Source organism: Henriciella sp. (genome assembly GCF_049649345.1).
Lineage (GTDB): Bacteria > Pseudomonadota > Alphaproteobacteria > Caulobacterales > Hyphomonadaceae > Henriciella.
On sequence record NZ_JBARZC010000176.1, the window covers coordinates 1 to 2,340 of the forward strand.

Sequence of the window (2,340 nt, forward strand, 5' to 3'; positions counted from 1 at the left end):
GTTACGATAGGCCCCCAATCGGTTACGATAGCATCTCCAACTCATTGAAATTAAGCGCGAATTTTGCTCCTGAATCTATGAAATTAGAATCAAGAAATTAAGAAAGGGCCGAAGCTGTGGATAACTCTGCGACCGCCCATGTAATTATGACAAATCCTTGTGCCGAAAATATCCCCGCCGGAGGCACCGACAAAGCGCCGCCCGCAGGGCGGCACAATGGACGGCCGCCAGAAGCGGCCGAACTCCTTCGGGCGGGCTTCGCCCGCAGAGAAGCGGACGCGCTTACGCGCGGCTTTGATGCGCAGCCCTGACAGGCTGCATGGATGGAGATGAAGGAAAGCCTTTTCCTTCGATCCAATCATGCCAGAGGCTACCCGCGTGCTCGCTGCGCGGAAGCCCTCCCTGCGCCCACCCACGCCTGCGGCGCGGGTCCCTGTGGCTCGGGACCGCCCTACAGGCGGCAAGGGGCTTCCCCTGCGCTGCGCGCGCCGGTGATGCGATAAGCATGATCGGCTCCGAGGGATGATCTTGGTCTTCCGATCTTCCAAGGGATGCCAGGAGGGAAGAAGATTAGGCGGGCGCGTTATGGAAACAGGGCGGCGTGACACCCGCCAGGCCCTTTATCCGCACGAACTTGGCGACGGCCTCAAGGCCGACCTCGAAGCGGGCTATCAGGGTAAGCCGAGCCCGGTTCCGCAGGCGTGCCGGGAGGGAGTTCCGAGATCAGTGGGTCGACCTTGGTGCTCATGAGATCAGTCTATCAGGTTTTCGCAGGGTTTTCCAACCAAGCCCGCAGTACGGCCCTGGCCGAGCAAAGGCCGGTCTTGCGTGAATCGTCTTCGATGCTTCGCCTTTGCCCGGTGCGCCCGTCCGGCCACTTTTCTAATTGATTTCCAAGTTATTACGAATTAAATCAAAGTTGTTGGATCATGAAACAAGACATTTACAGCCGAATCACTGACAAGATCATTGCAGACCTCGAAGGAGGCGTGCGGCCCTGGCACCAGCCCTGGAACGCCGAGCACGCCGCCGGGCGGATCGTCCGGCCGCTTCGCCACAACGGCCAGCCCTACAGCGGCATGAACGTCATCATGCTCTGGGTCGAGGCCATGGAGAAAGGCTACACCGCCCCGATCTGGATGACCTTCCGCCAGGCGAAGGAGCTGGGCGGGCACGTCCGCAAGGGCGAGCGCGGCAGCCTCGTCGTCTACGCCAACACGATGCGCAAGACCGAAACCGACGAAGCCACCGGCGAGGAGACCGAGCGGGATATCCCCTTCATGAAGGGCTACACCGTCTTCAACGTCGAGCAGATCGAGGGCCTGCCCGGCCACTACTACGCCACGGCCGAGCCGCCGACCCTCGAGGCCGGACAGCGCATCGAGCACGCCGAGCGGTTCCTCGAGCAGACAGGCGCCACCGTCGGCCATGGCGGCAACCGGGCCTATTACGCGCTGCAGCCCGACCGGATCCAGATGCCGCCCTTCGAGTTCTTCGAGAGCCCGGAGAGCTACTACGAGACCCGCCTGCACGAGACGGTTCACTGGACACGCCATCCCTCGCGCCTTGAGCGGGAGTTCGGGCGCAAGCGGTTCGGCGACGAAGGCTATGCGATGGAGGAGCTCGTCGCCGAGATCGGCAGCGCCTTCCTGTCGGCCGACCTTAGCCTCACGCCCGAGGTTCGCGAGGACCACGCCGCCTACATCGAGAGCTGGCTGAAGGTTCTTCGAGACGACAAGCGGGCCATCTTCACCGCGGCCTCGCACGCCCAGCGGGCCGCCGACTTCCTGCATGGCCTGCAACCGCAGCCGCAACCCGAGCCGGAGGCCGACGACACTTTGGCCCTGGCCTCATCGCCCGGGAGGGACCTTGAGCGACTGGACCGTTGAGCAGACGAGCGTCGGAAGCGGGACGATCCGGCACGAGGCAGCACCCCGCTTCGCCGCGCGCTGGACGACCGGCGACGACCCCGACGAGCTTGCCGAGATCGAGGGGCCTTGCTGGACCGACGAGGGCAGCAGCCCCGAGGACGCCATCCACCTGCACGGCATCGCATGGAGCGACGCCCTGCCGGAGCAGGCCGACGTTCAGCGCCTCATGGCTCATGCCGTGCGCGAGATCGACGCCGCCATCGCCCGCAATCTTTAGGCAGGCGGTTGAGATCGATCCCGCGCACGGCCCTGGCCAGACGATCGCATACGTCTTGATGACAAACGAGCCGCCCAACCGAATGTCTATTCGGCCGCCGGCAGCGGGGCCTGGATGTCGAGCCGGTCGCCCGTGCCGAACGGGTCGATCTCGACCAGGATGCGGCCGACGACCGCCTGCGGAGCCTTGCGC

Annotated in this window: 2 protein-coding genes; both read left to right on the forward strand. The window is 64.1% G+C overall.

Annotated features, from left to right (window positions below; all coding sequences use genetic code 11):
- The first annotated feature begins 929 nt into the window (after positions 1-929).
- On the forward strand, positions 930-1,889 hold the full coding sequence (locus tag WA989_RS04340; protein WP_424339285.1) for an ArdC family protein: 960 nt from the start codon (positions 930-932) through the stop codon (positions 1,887-1,889).
- Positions 1,870-2,148 carry a hypothetical protein gene (locus WA989_RS04345; RefSeq protein ID WP_424339286.1) on the forward strand — a complete coding sequence of 93 codons (279 nt, stop codon included), beginning with the start codon at positions 1,870-1,872 and terminating at the stop codon, positions 2,146-2,148. Before WA989_RS04340 ends, WA989_RS04345 begins: the two co-directional genes overlap by 20 nt.
- The last annotated feature ends 192 nt before the right edge of the window (positions 2,149-2,340 follow it).

Bases quoted from the DNA above. Each gene is read 5' to 3' on its own strand.
- WA989_RS04340 (WP_424339285.1), top strand. From the start codon at position 930: ATGAAACAAGACATTTACAGCCGAATCACTGACAAGATCATTGCAGAC.